The sequence below is a fragment of the Bacillus cereus group sp. MYBK227-1 genome (assembly GCF_051916325.1).
Taxonomy (GTDB): domain Bacteria; phylum Bacillota; class Bacilli; order Bacillales; family Bacillaceae_G; genus Bacillus_A; species Bacillus_A cereus.
Genome location: NZ_JBQAGK010000005.1, coordinates 191,970 through 211,707, shown reverse-complemented (window position 1 = coordinate 211,707; position 19,738 = coordinate 191,970). Strand labels below are relative to the sequence as shown.

The window sequence follows — 19,738 nt, the reverse complement described above, 5'->3', positions numbered from 1 at the left end:
GCTACACCTCCACATCATACGGTTCATAGTCTTTTCTAAGCGGATATCCTACCCAATCATCTGGCATTAAAATACGCGTTAAATTCGGATGCCCTTTAAATACAATGCCGAGCAAATCGTATGCTTCTCGCTCCGGCCAGTCAGCTCCTTTCCAAAGCGCTGTCACAGATTCGACTTGCGGCGCTTCCCGGTCTAGCTTTACCTTCACCGCTACCGATTGTTTCTTGCCATATGAAAACAAATGAACATACACTTCCATATGTGTCACAAAATCCGTCGCATGTAGCTCTGACATATAATCAAAAGCAAGTCCCTCATGGAATCGCAGTGACTCCATCACTTCATAATACTTTTCGGGATCCACCACAAGAGTTGGCACATCCTTTGACAGTTTATTAATGTAGGAATCTACTAATGCACCCTCTCCTAACTTCTCCCTAATAGCCTCAACATACTGATTTAAATACGGCTGATTTACGGACGGTTCTTCCTGCTTCGGCTCATCCTCTTTCTTACCTTCAGCTCCCTTTGTCTTCGCTCTTGCAGCCGCTGCTGCTTTCGCTTTTGCCGCTGCAATTGCCTTTGCCTTTTCATCTCCCGAATCCCCATCACCTTGCGAGGCTTTCTGCTTCGCCAATGCTGCCGCTTTCGCCTTTGCCGCCGCCACCGCTTTTGCCTTGGCTTTCGCTTTTTCTTCTTCCGTTACTCCTTCGGTTCCTTCTCTTTTCTGCTTCGCTAACGCTGCCGCTTTTGCTTTTGCGGCTGCTGCCTTCGCCTTGGCTTTCGCTTTTTCTTCTTCCGTTACTTCTTCGGTTCCTTCTCTTTTCTGTTTCGCTAACGCTGCCGCTTTTGCCTTTGCAGCTGCTGCTGCCTTCGCCTTCGCTTTTTCTTCTTCCGTTACTTCTTCGGTTCCTTCTCTTTTCTGTTTCGCTAACGCCGCCGCTTTTGCTTTTGCGGCTGCTGCTGCCTTCGCCTTCGCTTTTTCTTCTTCCGTTACTTCTTCTGTCCCTTCTCTTTTCTGCTTCGCTAACGCCGCCGCTTTTGCCTTTGCAGCTGCTGCTGCCTTCGCCTTGGCTTTCGCTTTTTCTTCTTCCGTTACTTCTTCTGTCCCTTCTCTTTTCTGCTTTGCTAATGCTGCCGCTTTTGCTTTTGCGGCTGCTGCTGCACGTCGTTTTGCTTCTTCTATAGTAATATCATCATTTTTTGGTAGCGCTTTCTCTTTTTCTTGATCTTCCTCCTCAAGTTCACTTATTTCCGCCTCGTGTTTCGCTACAAGGCGTTTTCTCGCTTCTTCTTTCGCACGCCTAGCTGCTTCTTTTTTTAGATCCTCTAAATCTTTATTTGGATTACTCATTTATTCGTCACCTGCTTTCCGGTCTTTGCCTCGTAACGAATTTTCTCTTTTAATTTATTAATTCCATAGATTAAAGCAGCTGGATTTGGGGGACAACCAGGAATATACACATCAACTGGTACGATTTGGTCTACACCTTTCACAACAGCATATGAATTTACATACGGACCACCTGCTGTCGCACAAGATCCCATCGCAATAACCCATTTCGGTTCGGGCATTTGATCATATAAACGCCGAACAATAGGAGCCATCTTCTTCGTTACTGTTCCCGATACAATCATGACGTCCGATTGCCTTGGTGAAGTTCGAAAAAATGACCCAAATCGATCTAAATCGTAATGTGATGAGCCTACCCCCATCATTTCAATTGCACAGCATGCCAGTCCGAATGTCATCGGCCATAAAGAGTTGCTCCTCGCCCATCCTTTCAACTGTTCCAATGTAGAAAAAAAGATATTTCGTTCTAATTCTGCTCGCTCATTTGGATGTAATTCCTCAAAATTTATAACCATTGTAACACCTTCTTTTTCCAAGCATACGCTAATCCAACTAGCAACATTACAACAAAGATGAGCATTTCAATTAATGCAAATAAACCTAGCTTGTCATACGCAACAGCCCAAGGATATAAAAATAAAGTTTCTACATCAAAGATCACAAACAATAAAGCGAAAATATAATAACGAGCATGAAACCGAATATTTGCATCATGAAAAGGCTCAATTCCACTCTCATACGTCGTCGCCTTTGCTGCACTTGGTTTATTTGGGCGCAGCATCCTTCCTAATGTAAGAGCCACTACCGGCAGCAATATACCTAATAGCAAGAAAATCAAAACGATCATATAACTATTTTCATATACACTTGCCATTGTGAAACCCTCCCCCCTAAATTAAGAACAAGTTCACATAGTAAACAATATGTCCTAGTTGCAGTAATTATTATTTTTAAATTTTTCTAAATAATGCAACTATTCTAATCATTATAGCAAACTTCAAATTCCTATGTCGATATGTTGGGAGACAGAAACAAGAATTATTAAAATCTATCTTTACAACTTGCTATAATTGTGCAAAATAAATATAAAACTTATATATGCTTTTCAAGAAACCGTAGGTGATATAAATGAAAAAACAAACACATGTAAGTATTCTTATAAGCATTGTATTGCTGTCTATAACGCTTCACTATGTAGCAATGCCTTTTGTATATGAATACTCATTTCCTTTTCAGCTATTAATCGGAACGAGCACCCTATTAATTGATATTATCGCTTGTAGTTATATACTTTATTTTTCAAACATGAAAGAAGGGCTATCTCGTTTATTTTGGATCATATTATCTGTTGGAGCTCTCTCTTATTTTATCGGTGATATAGTCGTTGCCTATCAGCGTTTAATTGTAAAGGACTTCTATACGTTCGTTGATCCATCTGACTTTTTTTACTTACTTTTTTTAGTTAGCTTTACGTTTGCCTTTCTATACGAAATCATTTATAACCGAGATTTATTAGAAAAACTTTTTATGCTATGTGATATTTGTATTATCGTTACAGCCCAATTTACTTTAAGTTACTACTTACTTATTGAACGAACTATTCATATCTTTAAAACATCCTATATCGACATATTTGTTCAACTTACCTATCCAATGGCTGATTTACTCTTTCTCTTAATAGGAATCAACCTTTTATTCAAACCACTATCCTTATTACCTAAAAAGGTCGGTGCACTTCTTGGCAGTGCTTTAATTTTATATGCTACTACAGATGCGATTTATGCTTATATAAAATACTTCATACCAGAGTATTCTATGTTTACAGTTACGCCTTTCTATCAAGTAACCTTAGTACTAGTAGCAATCGCCTGTATTCTCCATACAAAAAAGCCTGAAAAACAAGAACAAGTACTACTAACACCTAAAATTGGCGAATCAATCCGATTATCATTACCGTATATTTCGGTAGTAATGCTTATTGTTTTTATATTAGTTGAATACGTTTTTGCGCCTATTATAGTAATCGGACTTATAATAACTTTTTCTTTCGTTCTCATACGTCATAGTTTAGTTCGAAAACAAAATAAAATATTATTGATCGCTCAAATGCAATTCAACTCAGAACTCGAGAAACAAATTAAACTACGTACAGAAGATTTAGTAGAACAGAAAAATGAACTCTATCATAATCAACAAATGTTTAAATCTTTATACGAGCATCATCCCGATCCAATTTTCACATTAGATTTGTACGGTAATTTTCTCAAAGTAAATAACGCTGGTACTACTTTACTCGGTTATCAAACGAATGAATTATTAAACCAGCCTTACTACTCACTCATATACGAAGAAGATTTAGAAGAAATGATTAACGCCTTTCATCGCGTGAAAAAGGGATATTCTATTTCTTTAGAAATACGGGCTTACCATAAAAACAGAGATATTTACTACTTGCACGTTACCGCCGTACCGATCTTTTTAAAGGAGAAAATTTCTGGGGTTTATTTAATGATTAAAGATATTACGGAAAGCAAACAACAACAAGAACAAATCAACTTCCTAGCATACCATGATACTTTAACAGAGCTTGCAAATCGTCGTGCATTTCATCAACATTTAGAACAGGCAATTGCGCGAGCAAAAATATCGAAAAAGCCTTTTGCTGTTATGTTTCTCGACCTAGACCGTTTTAAAGTTATTAATGATACCCTCGGTCATCGAGTAGGAGACCTATTGCTCATCGCAGTAGCAAAAAGGCTCGAAAGAATAGCAACATCAAATATGAAACTCGCGCGGCTAGCTGGGGATGAGTTCACAATCCTTATCGAGAATTACAAAAAAAAGCCAGATGTCCAAAAAATAGCTGATAGGATTGTAGCGGCCATGAATGAGCCATTTGAAATCGAAAATCAACATTTACAAATCTCACCGAGCATCGGAATTGCAATATATCCTGAAGCAGGTGAAGATGCGCTATCCATTTTGCAGCATGCTGATATGGCCATGTACGAAGCAAAGAATAAAGGAAAAAACGGTAGCTCTCTTTACACGAAAGAACTATATAAAAAAATGGAACGAAAAGCTCGAATTGAAAAAGATTTGCCAATCGCTTTAGTAAACAAAGAATTTTATCTCGTTTATCAACCACAAATTGATACGACAACAAATAAAATTATCGGTGCTGAAGCTTTAATACGATGGAAACACCCGCTATTAGGTGACATTTCACCATGTGAGTTTATTCCAATTGTAGAAGAGACGCCACAAGTAGTCCCACTTGGACATTGGGTATTACAAGAAGCTTGTCTCCAATTAAAAATATGGCATACCTTTGGCTACCAAAATTTAAAAATAAGTGTTAATTTATCCGCAAAAGAATTCCGGCAAGATCAATTAATCGAAAACATTTCACAAATATTAAACGACGTGCAAGTCGACCCAAAATATGTAACCCTTGAGTTAACAGAAAGAATTGCAATGATTGACGAGAAAGAAACGTTATTGAGACTGAAGCAATTAAAAGAGTACGGTATCCAAACTTCCATTGATGACTTCGGTACTGGGTATTCTTCTCTTGCTTATTTATCAATTTTTCCAATCGACACATTAAAAGTACCGAGAGAATTTACACAATTAGCTGATCATCGTCCTGAAGAACGAGCCATCGTTTCTACAATACTTTCCCTCGCAAATACTTTAAATCTTTCAGTCGTTGCCGAAGGAATTGAAACCGAAAAACAGCTTAAGTTTCTGCAAAAACATAACTGTAAATATATGCAAGGTTACTATTTCAGTAAACCACTTACTAGTAATCAATTTATAAAATTTCTACAAAAAACCCCCAGTATGAACAAATAATTCATACTGGGGGTTTTATAGTGCTAAATTTTTTTCTCATAATATTCTTCTGCAATCTCTTCGTAAAAAGCTGCAGATGTCGTATAGAAATATGGAATTAACCATAAGAATCCAATCCCTAACGTAATACAACTTAATATAAACCAGCCAATAAAACTTAAACATAAAATGAAATACTCCATCTTATGTCCATCCATCATACGACGACTTTCTGTAATAGCTTGGTTCAGTGAATACTCAGGATGATCGTTTATAATAAAGTATGTCATCGCATAAGAAAATGATTTAATAATACCTGGAATAATGAACAATAACGTCCATAAGAAAAGATAAAGATTTACTAATAAATATAATAAAAATGATTTTAGAAATCTCTTTCCCTCTGAAAACCAAATGAATACATTACCAATACTAGCTTGCTTTTCACGAAGGATATTTAAACCAAGGTAATATCCACCTAAAGTTAACGGTCCAGTTACAAAAAATGAAAGAATATTCGTTGAAAGTGAACCATTTGTTTTTTGCCAACCGAAAATTAAAGAAAATCCCCAATCAACACTAAAACTAAAAGCCGTGATAAGAATTGAAATGAGTAGTGTAGCTCCAACAGCTAATCCCCATTTCCCTTCTAATGAATCTAGTGCTTCTCCTTTTAAATCACTAATCATGCGTAGCCTCGCCTCCTATACACAATAATTCTATTAGTATAGCATGTTCCTATTGAAATTCACCTTTTGAAATGTAGCGATAAAAGTGTGCTGTCGTCGTACTCATATACGGACTAAGCCAAAGAAATCCTATTCCAAAAGTAAGCAGCGCTAAAATAGCCCATCCTATGAAACTCAGCCATAAAAGAAACAAATCTAACTTATGACCCTTCATAAGATTCTTACTTTCCTTCATCGCCTGCGAAACACTATATTCTGGATTTTCAATCATCACATAGTACGTCAGTGCATAAGAAAAATACATCACAATCATACCAACTATTGAAATTGCTAATAGTACGAAGAAAGCTATTGCAAATGACGTATTCCCTTCTTCACCTAACAATGCAAATAAGCCTATTAACAGCATCGGAATCCATGTACCTGTATATAACAAAATTGCAAGCATTGCCCACATTGTTTTCATCATTCTTTTAAAGCCACGAAATCCTTCGAATAAGTAATCTACTTTAGCATCTTCTCGTTTACTAATCTGTAAAAATACATTTGTATAACCATATGACGTAATCCCATACGATGCGTTACTCAAAATTATCATAATGCAATAAAAAATTCCAAAGGTAATACCTGCTCCAATTGACATCGTTTCCTCTTCAAATGATCCAGTTAAGCTTACAACTGAGAGAAATATAATAATTCCTGGAATTAATAGTATAAGCATTGCAGCCAGCGAAACAACATAACTTAAAATAAAATATAAAATTGTTGATCCAACACCTAGTCCCCATTTTCCCTTTAAAGAGTACAATGCTTCTCGCTTCATTTCACCAATCATTGATCCATCCCCTTTATGAAATATAAATTGTTGTACACTTCTACTTATACAAGCATCAATATAATTATACCAGTTTTGTAAAATTATCCATAAAATACACAAAAAAAAATCCGTAAAGGCAAAGCCCTTACGGATTTTTTTACTTCATATCGGAAACGTTCAAACGGTTCACAGCACGTTGTAATGCCATTTCTGCACGTTTAAAGTCAACATGTGCTTGTTTATCTTGCAGACGTTGCTCAGCGCGACGCTTCGCTTCATTTGCACGATGGATATCGATATGGTTTGCTTCTTCAGCAGATGATGATAATACAGTCACTTTATCTGGACGAACTTCGATAAAGCCACCGCTTACTGCTACATAATCAGTGTGTCCACCATTTTTCAGACGAACTGCACTAATTTTTAATGGTGCAACAGTTGGAATGTGACCTGGTAAGATCCCCATTTCCCCACTCTCTGCTTTTACACTTACCATTTCTACTTCTTTTTCGTAAACCGGTCCATCAGGAGTTACAATACTGACTGGAAATGTCTTCATACTTCGTCCCTCCTAAGGCCTTACGCCATCATTTTCTTCGCGTTTTCAATAACTTCTTCAATGCCACCTACTAAGCGGAATGCATCTTCTGGAAGGTCATCATATTTTCCTTCTAGAATTTCTTTGAAACCACTAACTGTATTCTTTACAGGTACGTAAGAACCTTTTTGACCTGTAAACTGCTCAGCTACGTGGAAGTTTTGAGATAAGAAGAATTGAATACGACGAGCACGATGTACAACTAACTTATCTTCTTCAGATAACTCATCCATACCTAAGATAGCGATGATATCTTGAAGCTCTTTATAACGTTGTAAAGTTTGCTGTACTTGACGAGCTACTTCATAATGCTCTTCTCCTACGATTTCTGGAGAAAGTGCACGAGATGTAGATGCTAATGGATCTACGGCTGGGTAAATACCCATTTGCGTTAAACGACGCTCTAAGTTTGTTGTTGCATCTAAGTGAGCGAACGTTGTAGCTGGTGCTGGGTCAGTATAGTCATCGGCTGGTACATATACCGCTTGGATAGACGTGATAGACCCTTTATTTGTAGATGTAATACGCTCTTGTAATTGACCCATTTCTGTTGCAAGTGTTGGTTGGTAACCTACCGCAGATGGCATACGACCAAGAAGGGCAGATACTTCAGAACCCGCTTGCGTGAAACGGAAGATGTTATCGATGAACAGAAGTACGTCTTGTCCTTGCTCATCACGGAAATGCTCAGCCATTGTTAAACCTGTTAATGCAACACGTTGACGTGCTCCAGGTGGCTCGTTCATTTGTCCGAATACCATCGCAGTTTTCTTGATTACGCCAGAATCGCTCATTTCGTGGTATAAGTCATTACCCTCACGAGTACGCTCACCTACACCAGCGAATACAGAGATACCACCGTGCTCTTGTGCGATGTTATTGATTAATTCCTGAATTAATACTGTTTTACCTACGCCGGCACCACCGAATAGGCCGATCTTACCACCCTTAATGTAAGGAGCAAGTAAGTCTACTACTTTAATACCAGTTTCAAGAATTTCTACTTTAGTAGATAATTCTTCGAATGCAGGTGCTTGACGGTGAATTGGATCACGGTGTACATCCGCAGGAAGTTCACCATCTAAGTCAATTGCATCACCTAATACGTTGAATACACGTCCAAGTGTTGCATCACCAACTGGTACAGAGATTGCTTTACCAGTATCTTCTACTTCTGTGCCACGAACAAGTCCATCTGTGGAAGACATCGCAACTGTACGAACTGTATCATCACCTAAATGAAGTGCAACTTCAAATGTTAAGTTCATGCTTCCGTTTTCGTTGCTTTGTTTTACCGTAAGGGCATTGTAGATTTCTGGTAGCTTTCCGCCATCAAACTTAACGTCTACAACCGGACCCATGATTTGCGTAACGCGCCCTTTATTCATCGGGTTCCCTCCTAGCTTTCTTTTAATTAGCTACCTCTATCAGAGAGGTTAGCTTTTAATTTTTTATTAGTTTAGCTTACGCGACTCTCCTGAAAGAGCCGCTTCCGCTTTTTATTGAATCCAGCTCCAGCGGTTAGAATGTTCGGTGGCTTTGCTTTTTCCTACGAGGCACAAATCGCCTCTACGTCAAAAGGCTCCATCCCCCTCTCATTCTGAACGAACCGCTTCCGCTTTTTAATACTATTCTAACGCTGCTGCTCCACCAACGATTTCCGTAATTTCTTGCGTAATCGCTGCCTGACGCGCACGGTTGAATGAAAGTGTAAGTGAATCGATAACTTCCATTGCGTTGTCTGTAGCACTCTTCATTGCTGTCATACGCGCTGCGTGCTCACTTGCTTTACCGTCTAGTAATGCACCGTACACTAAGCTTTCTGCGTATTGTGGCAATAGTACTTTTAAAATTTCTTCTTCAGAAGGTTCGAATTCATAAGCTGTCGTCGGTTTGTCAGACGCCACATCAGTAAGCGGTAAAATTTTATTTTCCGTTACCTCTTGTGAAATTTTACTTACGTAATGGTTGTAGTAAATGTACAGCTCATCATAAGCACCATCTGCGAACATCGCAATTGCTCGAGAAGCAAGGTCTTTAATATCAGTAAATGATGGGTGGTCAGATAATCCAACTACTTCATCAATAATGTTAAAGCCGCGACGTTTTAAATAATCACGTCCTAGTCGTCCAAGCACAATAATAGAATATTGGTTTGAATCCATATTATGACGTTCACGAATTACGTTACTTACTGTACGTAATACGTTACTGTTATAACCACCTGCTAGTCCGCGATCAGACGTAATAACGATGTATCCTGTACGCTTTACAGGACGCGCATTTAGCATTGGATGATTAATCCCTTTGCTTCCTTGCGCAATGCTCGCTACTACTTCTTGAATCTTTTCCATATACGGAACGAAAGATTTAGCATTTTGCTCTGCACGGTTTAACTTAGATGCAGATACCATCTCCATCGCTTTCGTAATTTGACTCGTTTTCTTTGTCGAGTTAATCTTCGCTTTTATATCGCGTAAAGATGCCACAGGTTTTCACCACCTTTTTTCCGGAAGTTGGCACGATTAGTAAGAATCCTCTTCCTAATCTACGTTGCAAGATATTCTTGCTCATGATTGAAGGAAAAGAATAGGTGCACCTACTCTTTTCCTTTACATGACCTTTAGCAATCTCAGAGCCCGAGATGCCTTTTATATATACTATCTAGCTCCAGCGGCTTGAACGAGCCGCTGGAGCTTTTATTATTCAGAAGCTACGAATACTTTTTTAAATCCATTGATTGCTGCTGCAAATTTGTCGTCATCCGCAAGTTTCTTAGTTGTGCGGATTTCTTCTAATAAGTCAGTCGCATTAGAATCTAACCAAGCATGGAATTCTTCTTCAAAACGAGTGATATCTACTACTGGGATATCATCTAGGAATCCACGTGTTAAAGCGTAAAGAATGATAACTTGTTTCTCTACACGTAACGGTTTGTGTAATCCTTGTTTTAATACCTCAACAGTACGAGCACCACGGTTTAATTTCGCTTGAGTTGCTTTATCAAGGTCAGAACCGAACTGAGCGAACGCTTCTAACTCACGGTAAGATGCAAGGTCAAGACGAAGTGTACCTGATACTTTACTCATTGCTTTAATCTGAGCAGATCCACCTACACGAGATACAGAAGTACCCGCATCGATCGCTGGACGTACGCCAGAGAAGAATAGGTCAGATTGTAAGAAGATTTGTCCATCCGTAATAGAAATTACGTTTGTTGGGATGTATGCTGATACGTCCCCTGCTTGTGTTTCGATGAAAGGTAGTGCAGTTAAAGAACCGCCGCCTTTTGCATCACTTAATTTTGCTGCACGCTCTAATAAGCGAGAATGTAAGTAGAATACATCCCCTGGGTAAGCTTCACGACCTGGAGGACGACGTAATAGTAATGACAGCTCACGGTAAGCCGCTGCTTGTTTTGATAAGTCATCATATACTACTAATACGTGTTTACCATTGTACATGAACTCTTCACCCATTGTTACACCAGCATAAGGAGCTAGGTATAATAATGGAGCTGGCTGAGAAGCAGATGCAGTTACAACGATTGTGTACTCTAATGCACCGTGCTTACGTAGTGTTTCTACTACGTTACGTACAGTTGATTCTTTTTGTCCAATTGCTACGTAGATACAAATCATGTCTTCATCTTTTTGGTTAATGATTGTATCAAGTGCAACTGCTGTTTTACCAGTTTGACGGTCACCAATGATTAACTCACGTTGACCACGGCCAATTGGTACAAGAGCATCGATCGCTTTAATACCTGTTTGAAGTGGCTCATGAACAGATTTACGATCCATTACACCTGGTGCTGGACTTTCGATTGGACGAGTGTTTGTTGTATTGATTGGGCCTAAACCATCAACTGGTTGACCTAATGGGTTTACAACACGACCAATTAGTTCTTTTCCTACTGGTACTTGCATGATGCGACCAGTACGACGAACTTCGTCACCTTCACGGATTTCTGTGTAAGGTCCTAAAATGATAATACCTACGTTGTTTTCCTCTAAGTTTTGTGCTAGTCCCATAACGCCGTTAGAGAACTCTACAAGTTCACCAGCCATAACGTTATCAAGACCATGAGCACGCGCGATACCGTCACCAACTTGGATAACTGTACCAACATCACTAACTTCGATTTCAGACTGATAGTTCTCGATTTGTTGCTTTATCAGTGCGCTAATTTCTTCAGCTCTGATGCTCATGTGCTTCACCCCTATCTATTCTTCATTAATTCACGCTGAATACGTGCTAATTTTCCTTGTAAACTTCCGTCATAAATGCGATTTCCAATACGTACTTTAATTCCGCCTAGTAAATCTTCATCTACAACATTTTTCACGCGAATTGCATCTTTTCCCGTTCTCTTTGCAAATGCTTCAGCAATGTTAAGCTTCTCTTCTTCTGATAGAAGACGAGTAGAATATACAGTTGCATCCGCTACGTTACGTTCTTCATTAGCAAGAACAACATATTCATCTGCAATTTCAGGTAAGATATCAATGCGTTTGTTATCAATTAAAATATATAACGTATTTAAAATAGATTCAGAAACAGATCCGAATACGTTTGCAAGAAACGTTTTCTTTTGTTCCTTTGAAATGTTCGGTTGCGTTAAAAAGCTATGTAGTTCTCCGTTCTTTACATAAACGTTTTGTACAAGGCGTAATTCCTCTTCAAACATTTCTAATACGTGTTTTTCTTTTGCAATTTTAAAAAGAGCGACAGCATAACGTTTTGCTACAATCCCATTGCTCATCGCGCTTCTCCTACTTCTTTAATATAATCGCGAATTAACTTCACTTGATCTTCTTCTTTTAATTCTTTTTCAATTACTTTAGAAGCAATTTGAACAGATAAAGAAGCGACTTGTTCTTGTAAAGCAGCAATTGCTTGCTCTTTTTCGCGTTGAATTTCTTGTACAGCAGATGCTTTAATTGATTCTGCTTCTTCTTTCGCAGCAGCAACAATAACATCCTTTTGATCTACAGCTTGCTTTTTCGCTCTTTCGATTAACTCTTGTGCTTCAACACGCGATTGTTTTAACATCTCACGTTGTTCTTCTACTAATTTCTTCGCTTCAGCATTATTTCTTTCTGCAGCGTCGATTTCATTAGCAACGTGCTCTTCACGTTCTTTCATAATTCCCATTAAAGGACCCCACGCAAATTTGCGTAGCATTACTAATAGAAGTAAGAAAATGAACAATGTATAAGCAATCGTTCCAAATGGAATGGAAGCTCCTAATAATAAAGTTGGCACAAGGATTCACTCCCTTCAAAATATCTAAATTGATCATATGAAAAAAAAAGACATACGTTTCGTTCATAAAGCAATGGCGAAGAAAGTTCGGAAAAACACTCTTCGCCATCTATGTAAGGGGAGTCTCCCTTATTTGTTCATTACGATGAATGCAATAACTACACCGATGATTGGAAGTGCCTCAACTAAAGCAACCCCGATGAACATAATTGTTTGAAGTGCGCCTTTTAATTCTGGTTGACGAGCAACACCTTCGATTGTACGTGATACGATAAGACCGTTACCAATACCTGCACCTAATGCTGATAAACCAATTGCAATTGCAGCTGCGATTACACCTAAACTCATTTAATTTGTCCTCCTTTGTATTATAAAAAAATAATTTTTTTCTTACTTAAATTATATTAATGGTCATGGCTTACTTTATGAGCCATATAAACCATCGTTAACATAACGAAAATAAATGCTTGGATTGATCCAACGAATACACTGAATCCCATCCATGCTAACATTGGTACAAGCGCACCTAATGCCCCAAGGACTGATGCTCCGCCCAACTTAGCAAGTAATCCTAATAAGATCTCACCTGCATAAATGTTACCAAATAAACGAAGACCTAACGTTAATGTGTTAGCAAACTCCTCAATAACCTTTAATGGGAATAAGAATTTCATAGGTTGGAAATAACCTTTTACGTACTCTTTCGTACCCTTCATCTTAATTCCATAATAATGGGTGAGGGTAACTACCATCACGGCTAATGTTAATGTAACTGCTGGATCAGACGTTGGTGATCTCCACCATGCAATATGTTCGCCAGCTTCAGTTGCTGAATACATGAATGGTAAACCAAGGAAGTTCGATACGATGATAAACATGATAAGCGTAACGCCAAGCGTTAAGAAACGTCCACCTGTTTTCCAGTCCATCGTACTATTGATAATCCCTTTCACGAAGTCAAACACCCATTCCATGAAGTTTTGCATCCCGGTTGGGCGAAGAGCTAAGCTGCGAGTTCCGATAACAGCGATTAAGAAAACAATAACTGCTGCTACAGTAACCATCATAACTGATGACAAATCGAACGTTAAACCTAGAAATTCAACTAATTTACCGTGTTCCACTAGTAATTCACCTCTCTTCCCTGCTCTTATACTCTAAATAAAGAAAATCTATGATCATGACAAGGTATCCTGTCAGCAATCCTACACCTAGGCCCCACATCGCGATTAACTCTTGATATTTGGCTGCAAATAAAATTAATAACCCAATCGTGGCGAATCTTGAATATGTACTTACCGCTGTTGCCTTGAACTTCACGTTTTCTCCATTTGTTACGCGATCTAGCAGCTTGTCTGTTCTACGTGCAATGATGCGCAAACTAAGAAAACTGAAAATCGTACCGATAATCAGTCCAAGAAATACATCCTTGTAAGAGGTAAATCCCCATCCTAGCACTAGAAGCGCAAGCAAGTAGTACATATATTTCTTTTGTCTTTGGACAAGTCCATGTACGTCTATCATCATTGCTCTCCCGAATAGTAATGTCGAATGAGTCGAATCATTGCGTATACCCCTGTTCCTAGTCCGAGTAATAACCCTATAATAAGAAACAACGGAAACGTTCCAACCTTATTATCAATCCACTGCCCACCAAAGATTCCAACAAGAATAGAACCGACTAACTGAGCGAGAATACCTGACATTAAAGCATAAGCTTTTATATGGCTGCGATCGTTTTTTTGCAAGGATTCATCCCTCCAATATGTAACCCTCATTCACGATGTGTTAATAATAACTCATTTTTTTGCATAAATCCTATACAAAACAAAAAGTTTACATTTTCGTCACGGAATAGATGTAATTTTGTCACTGAAAGCCCTACCATCTATCCCCGTTGTTAGCATACAATAGGGTATTAACAGTGTCAACGAGAAATCGTAAAAAATCTAAAAATTTGAGTATTAGGCATTTCCTCCCAAAAATGAAAACGTTCCCCTTCTAAATACTGGTTACATATATGCAATTTCTAACAGTTTTCTCTTTATAATAGAAGGAAATGTTCACAAGTTTGTCACTATTATATTTTCGAGATATAACGCTTTTCTTCCATAATATAGTGTTCCTCAGACGTAAGACTTCTATATTATATGTGAGGTGTATGCAACTTATGTTGTATATACGATGTATATTTATCCTCTCCCCCTCCCCTACTTGCTTACAACAAAAAAAGACGAGCCGGGGAATCTCCCTGCTCGTCAGTTGTCTTACTTCGTTCCGAATAAACGGTCACCAGCATCACCAAGACCTGGTACTACATATCCGTGGTCATTTAATTTCTCATCTAATGCTGCTACATAAATATCAACATCAGGATGTTCTTCTTGTACTACTTTTACCCCTTCTGGAGCTGCAACGATACACATTAATTTAATTTGTTTCGCACCGCGCTTTTTCAGAGAGTTAATTGCTTCAGCCGCAGAACCACCTGTTGCTAGCATCGGATCTAGTACGATAAAGTCACGCTCTTCTACATCCGTTGGAAGTTTCACATAGTATTCTACCGGTTGCAATGTTTTAGGGTCACGGTATAAACCAACGTGTCCTACTTTTGCTGCTGGAATTAATTTCAGAATTCCATCAACCATTCCTAAACCTGCACGTAAAATCGGAATTAAACCAAGTTTTTTACCAGCGATCACTTTTGTTGTCGCTTTGCTTACTGGTGTTTCAATTTCAATGTCCTTAAGTGGAAGGTCGCGAGTAATTTCGAAAGCCATTAAGCTTGCTACTTCGTCCACTAATTCACGAAAATCTTTCGTACCTGTATTCTTATCGCGAATATATGTAATCTTATGTTGAATTAACGGGTGATCAAATACATACAGTTTTCCCATGTGAATCTCTCCTTTAGATGATATTCATGCGTTTGCACGCTTTTTTACACTATTTACGATTGTAAAGAAAACGCTACTAATATTCAAGGGCAAATTTGGCAAAATCATGATTTTACAATGAATCTATCTAGTATCTTTACCAATTATGGGAGCTGTATCCTTCATTATATCGCCAAAATTTATTCATCATTTGTATACATACTTTAAAAATAATATATGTCCAAAAAAAGACCGCCAAAACAATTAAGTCTCGGCAGTCTTCTTCAATCTATTATAGATTTGGATACATTGGGAATTTGCTAGTTAACGCTTCTACACGCTTACGTGCTTCTTCTAATGCAGCTTCATTTTCATGATTTTTTAATGTATAAGCAATAAGTGACGCAATTTCATCCATTTCTTCTAAACCAAAACCACGAGATGTTACAGCTGCTGTACCGATACGTACACCACTTGTTACAAATGGGCTTGCTGTTTCAAATGGAATTGTATTTTTGTTCACTGTAATACCAACTTCATCTAATACGTGCTCTGCTACTTTACCTGTGATTTCTAAGTTACGAACATCAATCAAGATTAAGTGATTGTCTGTTCCGCCAGAAACAAGTGTAAGTCCTTCTTTTTGAAGACCTTCAGCTAAGCGGTTCGCATTGTTAATGATATTTTGTGCATATGTTTTGAAATCATCTTGAAGTGCTTCACCAAATGCAACAGCTTTTGCAGCGATTACGTGCATAAGTGGACCACCTTGAATACCAGGGAAGATTGATTTATCAATTTGTTTTGCAAATTGCTCTTCACATAAAATCATACCACCACGCGGACCACGTAACGTTTTATGTGTTGTCGTTGTAACGAAATGTGCATGTGGTACTGGATTTGGATGTAAACCAGCAGCTACTAAACCTGCGATATGTGCCATATCAACCATTAAATAAGCGCCCACTTCATCTGCAATCTCACGGAATCGCTTGAAATCGATAACACGAGGGTATGCACTTGCACCTGCAACGATTAATTTTGGCTTATGTTCTTTCGCTTTTGCTAATACATCATCGTAATTAATACGGTGAGAGTCAGCATCCACGCCATATTCTACGAAATTATATTGTACTCCACTGAAGTTAACAGGGCTTCCGTGTGTTAAGTGACCACCATGAGATAAGTTCATACCAAGTACTGTATCGCCTTGCTCTAAAATCGTGAAGTATACTGCCATGTTCGCTTGTGCACCAGAGTGTGGTTGAACATTTACGTGCTCTGCGCCGAAAATTTCTTTCACGCGATCACGTGCGATATCTTCTACTACGTCTACGTGTTCACAGCCACCATAGTAACGTTTTCCAGGATATCCTTCAGCATACTTATTCGTTAAAACAGAACCTTGTGCCTCCATTACTGCTTCACTTACGAAGTTTTCCGAAGCAATTAACTCAATCTTTGAACGCTGTCTTCCTAGTTCTGCCTCAATTGCAGCAAATACCTTTTCATCTTGACGTTTTAAATGATCCACCAAAATCCCCCTTTTCTGAACGAATTACATCGATTCCCAACAGTTTTTTCTTATTTATTCAGAAAAAACGAAAATTCAGGTTGTAATTCTTTCGAACCTTCATGTTTTCAACTACATTCTAACATGACTTTCTATATCATAAAAGAAAAAAAAGACCGAAAATCGGTCTTTTCTTTCTTCTATTATAAAGTCAGACAACATACCTTTTACCTTAGGATAAACAGGTACTATATGACTTTCTAATTTCTCATATTTAACGGCAAGTGGTAGTCTCTTCCACTGCCGCATAGACAGCACGTGCTCCACCAATTAGTTTTCCACGTGTTTTGGCCATCGTTACATGCGCACTTCCAATTTCCTTCACACTTGTACGAACCGGAACAGCTACATGCTTTAAATGCATACCGATAAATGTATCACCAATATCCATTCCTGCATCAGCTTTAATAAACTCAACTACTACCGGATCTTTCAAATTGTGATATGCATATGTCCCCAATGCACCACCTGCTGATCTAACAGGCGTAACTGTTACAATTTCAAATTGATATTTTATCGCTACTTCTCTCTCAACTACTAAAGCACGGTTTAAATGCTCACAACATTGAAACGCTAATTCAATACCTGTTTGCTCTTGAAATTGTTTTAACTCAGAGAAAATCGCCTCTGCTACTTCCATCGTTCCTGATGTTCCAATTCTTTCGCCTAGCACTTCGCTCGTGCTACAACCCACTACAAAAACTTGACCGCTTTGTAATGAAGCTTGTTCTTGGAAATCAGAAAGCGACATTTGTAGCTGTTCTCTTACCTTTACGATTTCTGTCATTACGCCTCTTCCTTTCACAGGTTGGTTCACCAAATTATATTTCACACTACTGATAGTTAGAATCTATTACTTTGTTTCGTATGTTTTAATTTTTCCTACGCGGTTTTCGTGACGACCACCTTCATAATCAGTTGTTAACCAGATTTTCGCGATATCACGCGCTAGACCAGCACCAATTACACGCTCGCCCATTGCTAGCATATTAGTGTCATTATGCTCTCTCGTCGCTTTCGCGCTGAAAGTATCATGAACTAACGCACAACGGATACCATTTACTTTGTTTGCTGCGATTGACATACCAATGCCTGTCCCACAAACTAAGATACCACGATCTACTTCACCATTCGCTACCATTTCAGCTGCTGGAAACGCAAAGTCAGGGTAATCAACAGAACCAGCTTCACATTCACAACCTAAATCAATATATTCAATATTTAACTCTTCTAATAAATTTACAAGTTCTTTGCGGATATTCATACCGCCGTGATCAGATGCTATTACTACTTTCATTTTTACCCCTCCAAAGTTTCAATCAATTATCTTCATTTCACACTCGCTACCTCATATAGGAAGAAGTGATCTCCAATATCGTATTATACACGAAACATCAACCTACTGAATGTTTTTTCAGTAAAGTTTGTACAAGTTTTTCCATCTCATCTAACGTTTCTTTATAAATAGAAAGCGAGCCTCCAAATGGATCTGAAATGTCCTTGCCTATACCTTCAGTTAATCCATATAACGTATTTAATTTCTTTTCAACGCTCGGATAATGCCCAAGTACAATTTGCTTATGGTTTTCTGTCATCGTTACGACAATATCAGCCCAATCAAGCAAAGTTTCATTTACTTGCTGCGCCGCATGATCAATTGAAATTCCTTTTTCAGCTAAAGCTTCCTTCGCATGTACCGATGCATCGCTCCCAGGATAGGCGAAAACACCAGCAGATTGCACTTCAAACTTATCTCCTCCGTGATGACGAAGCAACGCCTCAGCCATTGGACTACGACATGTATTGCCAGTACAAACAAATAACACTCGTTTCATTCAAACCCACCCCTATATTCGATTTCTTATCATTCATCATAACTTACATTAGAATAGAACAAAAGAAATGTGAATATACAAAAGGCGCATTTCTCTTATATTTTTTCTAAGAAAAATGCGCCTTATCCACATATATGTGAAACCCTATTTCCAAGTGCCTAGAGTATTTTAACATACATACTGAACACGCAACAAAAATAAGGAATCCATTTCATACGAAACGGATTCCTCTTATATTGCAATTATTTCATTGTAACTTTCATTACTTCTGTTGAACCTTTTGTAGCTGCTACGCCTACAGTTGTCTTAATAGACTCAGCTGCATCTGTGTTTGTAATAACAATTGGAGTAATTGTGCTTTTCGCTTTTTCACGGATTAATTCTAAGTCGAATGAGATTAATTTATCTCCAGCTTTTACAGCTTGGCCTTCAGAAACGTGAGCTTCGAAACCTTCACCTTCCATTTTTACAGTTTCTAATCCAACGTGGATTAAAATTTCTGTACCGTTTTTCGCTTTAATTCCGATAGCATGTTTTGTGTGGAATAATTGTACGATTTCACCATCAACTGGAGATACAACTACACCTTCAGTAGGATCAATTGCAACACCGTCACCCATCATACGACCAGCAAATACTGGATCTGGTACTTCTTCAATATTTTTCACTGCTCCAGTTAATGGAGCTACGATTGTTTCTTCATTTGTTTTTGAACCAAGACCGAATAATTTTTTAAACATAGGATAGTCCTCCTTATAATTTACCTAAAAGTTTATAGGGCAATCCCTAGTAAAACTCGGGATACATGTAAGACTTCATACTTCGAATATTATACTGTAAAAACGCTTTCGAAATAAATTATGTCATTACTAATAGACTCTTATTGTAGCG

23 protein-coding genes are annotated in these 19,738 nt (G+C 38.2%); 1 reads left to right on the top strand and 22 read right to left on the bottom strand.

Going from position 1 to position 19,738, the window contains the following annotated elements; translation table 11 throughout:
* Position 1 precedes the first annotated feature (1 nt).
* Genes ACTFRM_RS22385 through nuoA form a run of 3 tightly spaced genes read right to left on the bottom strand, consistent with a single transcriptional unit; the run spans position 2 to position 2,228 of the window.
* On the bottom strand, positions 2–1,354 hold the full coding sequence (locus ACTFRM_RS22385; protein WP_440043306.1) for an NADH-quinone oxidoreductase subunit C: 1,353 nt from the start codon (positions 1,352–1,354) through the stop codon (positions 2–4).
* Positions 1,351–1,869 (bottom strand): NADH-quinone oxidoreductase subunit NuoB, encoded by a 519-nt coding sequence (gene nuoB / locus ACTFRM_RS22380; protein ID WP_000236331.1) that lies wholly within the window; start codon positions 1,867–1,869, stop codon positions 1,351–1,353. The genes ACTFRM_RS22385 and nuoB overlap by 4 nt, the downstream gene beginning before the upstream one ends.
* A complete protein-coding gene (gene nuoA, locus ACTFRM_RS22375; RefSeq protein ID WP_000179273.1) occupies positions 1,860–2,228 on the bottom strand; it encodes an NADH-quinone oxidoreductase subunit NuoA in 369 nt (122 codons plus the stop codon). The genes nuoB and nuoA overlap by 10 nt, the downstream gene beginning before the upstream one ends.
* Before the next feature lie 254 nt (positions 2,229–2,482).
* Between nuoA and ACTFRM_RS22370 the strand changes: the two genes are divergently transcribed.
* The gene (locus ACTFRM_RS22370; protein WP_000745007.1) at positions 2,483–5,212 is read left to right on the top strand and encodes an EAL domain-containing protein; all 2,730 of its coding nucleotides are present in this window, start codon (positions 2,483–2,485) and stop codon (positions 5,210–5,212) included.
* Positions 5,213–5,235: 23 nt separating this feature from the next.
* Here ACTFRM_RS22370 and ACTFRM_RS22365 read toward each other — a convergent pair whose 3' ends face one another.
* The 19 genes from ACTFRM_RS22365 to ACTFRM_RS22275 all read right to left on the bottom strand — a co-directional run bounded on the left by ACTFRM_RS22365 (position 5,236) and on the right by ACTFRM_RS22275 (position 19,587).
* Positions 5,236–5,880, bottom strand: a complete 645-nt coding sequence (locus ACTFRM_RS22365; RefSeq protein WP_000622462.1) for a DUF975 family protein — start codon at positions 5,878–5,880, stop codon at positions 5,236–5,238.
* Positions 5,881–5,929: 49 nt separating this feature from the next.
* Positions 5,930–6,715 (bottom strand): DUF975 family protein, encoded by a 786-nt coding sequence (locus ACTFRM_RS22360; protein WP_000578820.1) that lies wholly within the window; start codon positions 6,713–6,715, stop codon positions 5,930–5,932.
* Positions 6,716–6,854: 139 nt separating this feature from the next.
* Positions 6,855–7,256: a F0F1 ATP synthase subunit epsilon gene (gene atpC / locus ACTFRM_RS22355; protein ID WP_000847211.1), complete on the bottom strand. Its 402-nt coding sequence runs from the start codon at positions 7,254–7,256 to the stop codon at positions 6,855–6,857.
* Positions 7,257–7,276: 20 nt separating this feature from the next.
* The gene (gene atpD, locus ACTFRM_RS22350) at positions 7,277–8,683 is read right to left on the bottom strand and encodes a F0F1 ATP synthase subunit beta (RefSeq protein ID WP_001032595.1); all 1,407 of its coding nucleotides are present in this window, start codon (positions 8,681–8,683) and stop codon (positions 7,277–7,279) included.
* A 240-nt stretch (positions 8,684–8,923) separates the two neighbouring features.
* Positions 8,924–9,784, bottom strand: a complete 861-nt coding sequence (gene atpG, locus ACTFRM_RS22345; RefSeq protein ID WP_000157696.1) for a F0F1 ATP synthase subunit gamma — start codon at positions 9,782–9,784, stop codon at positions 8,924–8,926.
* A 213-nt stretch (positions 9,785–9,997) separates the two neighbouring features.
* A complete protein-coding gene (gene atpA / locus ACTFRM_RS22340; protein WP_000027518.1) occupies positions 9,998–11,506 on the bottom strand; it encodes a F0F1 ATP synthase subunit alpha in 1,509 nt (502 codons plus the stop codon).
* An 11-nt stretch (positions 11,507–11,517) separates the two neighbouring features.
* Positions 11,518–12,060 (bottom strand): F0F1 ATP synthase subunit delta, encoded by a 543-nt coding sequence (atpH, locus tag ACTFRM_RS22335; protein ID WP_000064683.1) that lies wholly within the window; start codon positions 12,058–12,060, stop codon positions 11,518–11,520.
* Positions 12,057–12,563, bottom strand: coding sequence for a F0F1 ATP synthase subunit B (atpF, locus tag ACTFRM_RS22330; protein ID WP_001142624.1), 507 nt, complete (start codon positions 12,561–12,563; stop codon positions 12,057–12,059). The genes atpH and atpF overlap by 4 nt, the downstream gene beginning before the upstream one ends.
* Before the next feature lie 129 nt (positions 12,564–12,692).
* Complete coding sequence (gene atpE / locus ACTFRM_RS22325) at positions 12,693–12,911, bottom strand: F0F1 ATP synthase subunit C (RefSeq protein WP_000052064.1); 219 nt, start codon at positions 12,909–12,911, stop codon at positions 12,693–12,695.
* 56 nt (positions 12,912–12,967) lie between these two features.
* Positions 12,968–13,687, bottom strand: a complete 720-nt coding sequence (atpB, locus tag ACTFRM_RS22320; RefSeq protein ID WP_000399871.1) for a F0F1 ATP synthase subunit A — start codon at positions 13,685–13,687, stop codon at positions 12,968–12,970.
* 7 nt (positions 13,688–13,694) lie between these two features.
* Complete coding sequence (locus ACTFRM_RS22315; protein ID WP_000567600.1) at positions 13,695–14,087, bottom strand: ATP synthase subunit I; 393 nt, start codon at positions 14,085–14,087, stop codon at positions 13,695–13,697.
* Positions 14,087–14,311: an AtpZ/AtpI family protein gene (locus ACTFRM_RS22310; protein ID WP_001171223.1), complete on the bottom strand. Its 225-nt coding sequence runs from the start codon at positions 14,309–14,311 to the stop codon at positions 14,087–14,089. Before ACTFRM_RS22310 ends, ACTFRM_RS22315 begins: the two co-directional genes overlap by 1 nt.
* Positions 14,312–14,337: 26 nt before the next feature.
* A complete protein-coding gene (locus tag ACTFRM_RS22305; RefSeq protein ID WP_000232962.1) occupies positions 14,338–14,451 on the bottom strand; it encodes a DUF4024 domain-containing protein in 114 nt (37 codons plus the stop codon).
* Between the two features lie 379 nt (positions 14,452–14,830).
* Complete coding sequence (gene upp / locus ACTFRM_RS22300) at positions 14,831–15,460, bottom strand: uracil phosphoribosyltransferase (protein ID WP_000517539.1); 630 nt, start codon at positions 15,458–15,460, stop codon at positions 14,831–14,833.
* A gap of 271 nt (positions 15,461–15,731) precedes the next feature.
* Positions 15,732–16,973, bottom strand: coding sequence for a serine hydroxymethyltransferase (gene glyA / locus ACTFRM_RS22295; protein ID WP_000349805.1), 1,242 nt, complete (start codon positions 16,971–16,973; stop codon positions 15,732–15,734).
* A gap of 253 nt (positions 16,974–17,226) precedes the next feature.
* Complete coding sequence (locus tag ACTFRM_RS22290) at positions 17,227–17,799, bottom strand: TIGR01440 family protein (protein WP_000136386.1); 573 nt, start codon at positions 17,797–17,799, stop codon at positions 17,227–17,229.
* 66 nt (positions 17,800–17,865) lie between these two features.
* Positions 17,866–18,309, bottom strand: a complete 444-nt coding sequence (rpiB, locus tag ACTFRM_RS22285; protein WP_000869538.1) for a ribose 5-phosphate isomerase B — start codon at positions 18,307–18,309, stop codon at positions 17,866–17,868.
* Positions 18,310–18,406: 97 nt separating this feature from the next.
* Positions 18,407–18,847 (bottom strand): low molecular weight protein arginine phosphatase, encoded by a 441-nt coding sequence (locus ACTFRM_RS22280; RefSeq protein WP_000832373.1) that lies wholly within the window; start codon positions 18,845–18,847, stop codon positions 18,407–18,409.
* Between the two features lie 242 nt (positions 18,848–19,089).
* Positions 19,090–19,587 (bottom strand): PTS sugar transporter subunit IIA, encoded by a 498-nt coding sequence (locus ACTFRM_RS22275; protein ID WP_000473665.1) that lies wholly within the window; start codon positions 19,585–19,587, stop codon positions 19,090–19,092.
* Positions 19,588–19,738 lie beyond the last annotated feature (151 nt).